Source organism: Duganella aquatilis (assembly GCF_009674565.1).
GTDB lineage: Bacteria > Pseudomonadota > Gammaproteobacteria > Burkholderiales > Burkholderiaceae_D > Rugamonas > Rugamonas aquatilis.
Genome location: NZ_WKJL01000059.1, coordinates 1 through 4,241, shown reverse-complemented (window position 1 = coordinate 4,241; position 4,241 = coordinate 1). Strand labels below are relative to the sequence as shown.

The 4,241-nt window shown below is 60.9% G+C and carries 5 protein-coding genes; 3 read left to right on the top strand and 2 right to left on the bottom strand.

What is annotated here, in order from left to right; all coding sequences use genetic code 11:
- Positions 1-266 precede the first annotated feature (266 nt).
- The gene (locus GJ698_RS30135; protein WP_154361541.1) at positions 267-1,469 is read right to left on the bottom strand and encodes a YbfB/YjiJ family MFS transporter; all 1,203 of its coding nucleotides are present in this window, start codon (positions 1,467-1,469) and stop codon (positions 267-269) included.
- An 82-nt stretch (positions 1,470-1,551) separates the two neighbouring features.
- Between GJ698_RS30135 and GJ698_RS30130 the strand changes: the two genes are divergently transcribed.
- Positions 1,552-2,160 carry a TetR/AcrR family transcriptional regulator gene (locus tag GJ698_RS30130; RefSeq protein ID WP_154361540.1) on the top strand — a complete coding sequence of 203 codons (609 nt, stop codon included), beginning with the start codon at positions 1,552-1,554 and terminating at the stop codon, positions 2,158-2,160.
- On the opposite strand, the gene GJ698_RS30125 is transcribed toward GJ698_RS30130, so the two are convergent.
- A complete protein-coding gene (locus GJ698_RS30125) occupies positions 2,147-2,422 on the bottom strand; it encodes an SDR family NAD(P)-dependent oxidoreductase (RefSeq protein ID WP_154361539.1) in 276 nt (91 codons plus the stop codon). The genes GJ698_RS30130 and GJ698_RS30125 overlap by 14 nt on opposite strands.
- A gap of 188 nt (positions 2,423-2,610) precedes the next feature.
- Between GJ698_RS30125 and GJ698_RS30120 the strand changes: the two genes are divergently transcribed.
- Complete coding sequence (locus tag GJ698_RS30120; RefSeq protein ID WP_154361542.1) at positions 2,611-3,507, top strand: AraC family transcriptional regulator; 897 nt, start codon at positions 2,611-2,613, stop codon at positions 3,505-3,507.
- Between the two features lie 90 nt (positions 3,508-3,597).
- The gene (locus GJ698_RS30115; RefSeq protein ID WP_154361538.1) at positions 3,598-4,110 is read left to right on the top strand and encodes a porin family protein; all 513 of its coding nucleotides are present in this window, start codon (positions 3,598-3,600) and stop codon (positions 4,108-4,110) included.
- The last annotated feature ends 131 nt before the right edge of the window (positions 4,111-4,241 follow it).

The following is a 4,241-nucleotide window of genomic DNA, read 5'->3' as shown; positions in this document are numbered from 1 at the left end:
TTCGCTCACTCAAAATACTGACAGTATTTCTTGTTGAGCATTTAATGCTTTTAGTTTCGCCGAACCGAAGTTCAGCGTGCACTTGCATCAAACGCCCACATTTATCGACTGTAAATTTTTAAAGATCTAATTCGGTGTTGCTAGCTGAAGAAGCGTTTTGTTCATCAGCACAGAAGGAAGAGTATGGAGCATTTTCTACATCCTGTCAACCTTCTTTTTTCCTGCTTCACTCTGCATTTGCACACATCGTTTCGCGAGGGACAGAATCATACCAAGGAGGCCGCAGGTTTGGCAAGGGCTTTCTTTACGCCATCCGCCAACAAGGCAATCACCAGCGCCCCCGCGCCTATCCCCATCAGCAAACGGTGATTGCCGCCGCTTTGCGCGAACACATAGGAATAAGTGTAACCAGCCAAGGCCTGGAACAAGGCGAACACCGTCGTCGCCTTGCTCCACACGACGTTCTGCGCATGCGCATCGCCGTCCAGGATGCGATGCACACGGCTCAGGGTGATCGGGACGATGCCTGGCGGGAAGGAGCCGATCACCAGCGTCGCCGCCAGCAGCACCACGTGCTGCGTCGAGAACATCATCAGCGCAATCGCGCCGATTTGCAGCCAGATCGTCAGGTGGCTGGTCAGCGCCGGCCCCAGGCGATCGGACAAGGCACCATACACCATCGGCCCGGCAATCGCGCCGACGCCATACACCACCCAGAACAGTGCCGCCGTATGCGTGCCCCAGCCCAGGCCGCGCGCCACGTAGTCGACCAGGAACACCATCATCGGCACCAGGCCCACCGCCATCAGCGCATACTGGGTATAGAGCAGGCGCAGATCGACACGCACAGCCGCCTGCATTGCGGCGTTCGGCTCGCCGGCCGGCACATGCGTGTGTACGGCATTCGGCCAGCAGGACCAACTCGCCACACTGAGCAGCAGCGACAGCGCGCCCAGTCCCAGCCAGGTTGCACGCATGCCCATATCCAGCAGCAGCGGCACCACCGTACCCGACGCCGCGATACCCAGGCCAATCCCCAGGAAGATGGCGCCGCTCGCCATGCCCTTGCGATGCGGCGGCACATGCGGCAGCACGGTCATCGCCGCCAGCACCATGATGATGCCGCCGGCCACGCCCGACAGCAGCCGCCAGGCGAAGAACCACGTCACCGACAGCGGGAAGGCACAGGCGAAAAACGCGGCCGACGCCAGCAGCATCATGCCGCGCAGCGTGATGCGCGCGCCATAGCGCCGCGCCAGCGGCCGGCCCAGCAAGGCGCCGACCAGATAGCCCACCAGGTTGGCGGCGCCAAGGTAGATCACATCCTTGGCGACGAACCAGTGCGCCTCGATCATCGGCGGTATCAGCGGCGTATAGGCGAAGCGCGCCAGCCCGATGCCCACCAGGCTGGCGCACAGGCCGGCAAAAATGGCACGCGCGGTGGCGCCACGGTCTTCTACGGTATCCATGAAAAGTTCCTCAAAGCAGAAATCATGTTTGACAGCATAGTCAAACTTGACACCGATGTCAAATATCTTGATAATCCAGTCCATGGCAGGCATAAAACAATTCAACGAAGACCAGGCGCTGGAGCGTGCGATGCACGTATTCTGGCGCCAGGGTTATGGTGCGACCTCGATGCAGCAGCTGGCGCAGGCCACCGGCGTACTGCGCGGCTCGCTGTACAACGCCTATGGCGACAAGCAGACCATCTTCCTGCTGGCGTTCGCGCGCTATCGGGAGCACTACCTGGGCATGGTGCGCCAGCACATGCAGCTGGACGATCCGGTCGCCGCGCTGCGGGCATACTTTGCGTATGTGATCAGTTCGATGTCCGAGCCGGTGCCGCCGCTGGATGACACGCCGTCGTCGCGCACGCGCGGCTGCCTGACGACCAAGATCGCCACCGACGAAACCGCGATGGACGAACCGGTGCGCAACGCCCTGCGCGGCATGTTGGAAGGATTGGCGGAAGTGCTGGAAGAGCGATTGTCGCAGCCGGACGCCCGGGCGCGCCTGACCTTATCGCCGAAAGACGCCGCGCGCTTGCTGGTGACCTTCACGCGCGGCAATGTTGTGATGGAGCGTATCTACCATGGCCAGGAAGAGCTGCAGGCCACGGCGGACAGCATGATTCAAGTCCTGTTCAAGCGTTGTTGATCACCACATCGACACGCTTGTGCACATCCTCGGCAAACGCCAGGAATTCGCGCATCTCCTCCGGCTGGCTGACGTCCAGCGCGAACCATTCGGCCGAACCGCCGGCCTTGCGGATTTCCGCCACCAGCGCATGCAGCTTGCTGGACCGGCGCGCGCCCAGCACGACGTGATGGCCCTCCCCGGCGAGTTGGCGGGCGGTGGCTGGACCGGAGCCACGGCTGGCGCCGGCAATCAGGATAACTTTGCGTTGCGTTTGAGTCATGATGCAGTCCTTTCCAAGCCATTAACACAGACTGCATCTTACGGATGAAAGTTCATGCTGCGAATGCACATGACTATGCAGTTCTTGCCTAATCCTATGCATCGCACCCGCAATGGTGGCGGTCCGCGCGTGAATCGTGGATCATTCCTATTCATCACCGCATTCAAGAGGAGCAAAGCGTGGAACGCATGATCGCCCTGCACAACCAGATGGCGCGCACCGACGGCTATACCGAGACCCTGGTGGAGGACGTACGCCTGACCCGCGCCACGCAAAGCTCGACCAAGTCGCCGGTGATGTACGAGCCCTGCATCGCCATCGCCCTGCAGGGCCGCAAGAGTACCCATTTCGGCAACGAAGCGATGCAGTTCGACGCCGACCACTACCTGGTAGTGGCGGTGCCGATGCCGTTCACCGCAACCACCGAGGCGTCGCCGGAGCATCCGTTTCTCGGCATCTCGATCCGCGTCGACCGCACCACGCTGGCCGACCTGATGTTTGCCATCGACCAGAGCGACACCGAAGTGCCGGCCATGCCGAAAGGCATGATGGTGACGCGCATGGACGAGCGCCTGCGCGACACCGTGGAACGCCTGCTCGAAGCGTTGAGTTCGCCGCTGGAAGCGCGCGTGCTGGGACCAGGCATTGTGCGCGAAATCTGCTATCGCGCGCTGATGGGCGAACAAGGCGCGGCGATGCGCGCGGCGCTCACCAGCCAGGGACAATTCGGCCGCATCGCCAAGGCCTTGCGCCGCATTCACGCCGACTATGCGGCCGATATCGATGTCGGCATGCTGGCGGCAGAGGCCAGCATGAGCGTACCGGCCTTCCACGTGCACTTCAAATCGGTGACGCATTGTTCGCCGATCCAGTACCTGAAATCGGCGCGCCTGCTGCAGGCGCGGCTGCTGATGGCGCGCAACGATATGACGGCGCAATCGGCCTCGCAGCAAGTCGGCTACGAAAGTCCGTCGCAGTTCAGCCGTGAGTTCAAGCGCTACTTCGGCCGCAGCCCCAGTGAAGAAGCCAGCGCCATGCGGCGCCTGTTGAGCGTGCAGCCGGCGGAACTGACAAGGTTGATTTAAAAATAATCAGGCGGTAGTATGCGGGCAGGAGCGGAATTGCAAATAAACCAATTCCGCAGTCTGCTGTATCACCCTTGATCAGGATCATCCATGCGACTCATCTTCAGCGCACTTGCGCTCAGCCTGGGCGCAGCGCCGGCATTTGCCGTCGAACCTGGCGCCTATGCCTCCATCGTTGCCGGCCGCGCATCCATCTCCTCGCAATATGCCGACAACAGCGGCGATATCACCTTTGGCGCCGCACTGGGCTACCAGTACACCAACAACTTCGGTTTTGAGTTTTATACGCGCAGCCTCAGCCTGAATCCTTTCCGCGGCAGTTTTGCGCCGGCGGGCGATTACCCGGACCAGCACTATGGTGTCGCCGTGCTGGGTACCGCCCACCTGGACGACCATTTCCGTGCTTACGGCCGCGTCGGCATCGGCCGTACCAGCATGAAGCCGAATCGCAGCGGCCTGGACGATCACGACCAGACCGATCCGATCATCGGCCTTGGCGTCGGCTATGCGTTCAACCGCAACTGGTCGATCAACCTGGAGGGCAGCTATCTGACCAAAAGCGAGGTAAGTCTGATTACTGCCGGCGTGCGCTGGCAGTTCTGAGCGCCAAAAGCAAAAAAGCCCCAACCAGATTTTCTCCGGAAGGGGCTTTTTCTAATAACTAGCTTGACGATAACCTACTTTCACACTGGTTGCAGCACTATCATCGGCGTAGAGTCGTTTCACGGTCCTGT

Excerpts from the sequence above, each read along its gene's own strand:
- GJ698_RS30115 (WP_154361538.1), top strand. The coding sequence starts at position 3,598 with ATGCGACTCATCTTCAGCGCACTTGCGCTCAGCCTGGGCGCAGCGCCG.
- GJ698_RS30125 (WP_154361539.1), bottom strand. The coding sequence starts at position 2,422 with ATGACTCAAACGCAACGCAAAGTTATCCTGATTGCCGGCGCCAGCCGT.
- GJ698_RS30135 (WP_154361541.1), bottom strand. The coding sequence starts at position 1,469 with ATGGATACCGTAGAAGACCGTGGCGCCACCGCGCGTGCCATTTTTGCC.
- GJ698_RS30120 (WP_154361542.1), top strand. The coding sequence starts at position 2,611 with ATGATCGCCCTGCACAACCAGATGGCGCGCACCGACGGCTATACCGAG.
- GJ698_RS30130 (WP_154361540.1), top strand. The coding sequence starts at position 1,552 with ATGGCAGGCATAAAACAATTCAACGAAGACCAGGCGCTGGAGCGTGCG.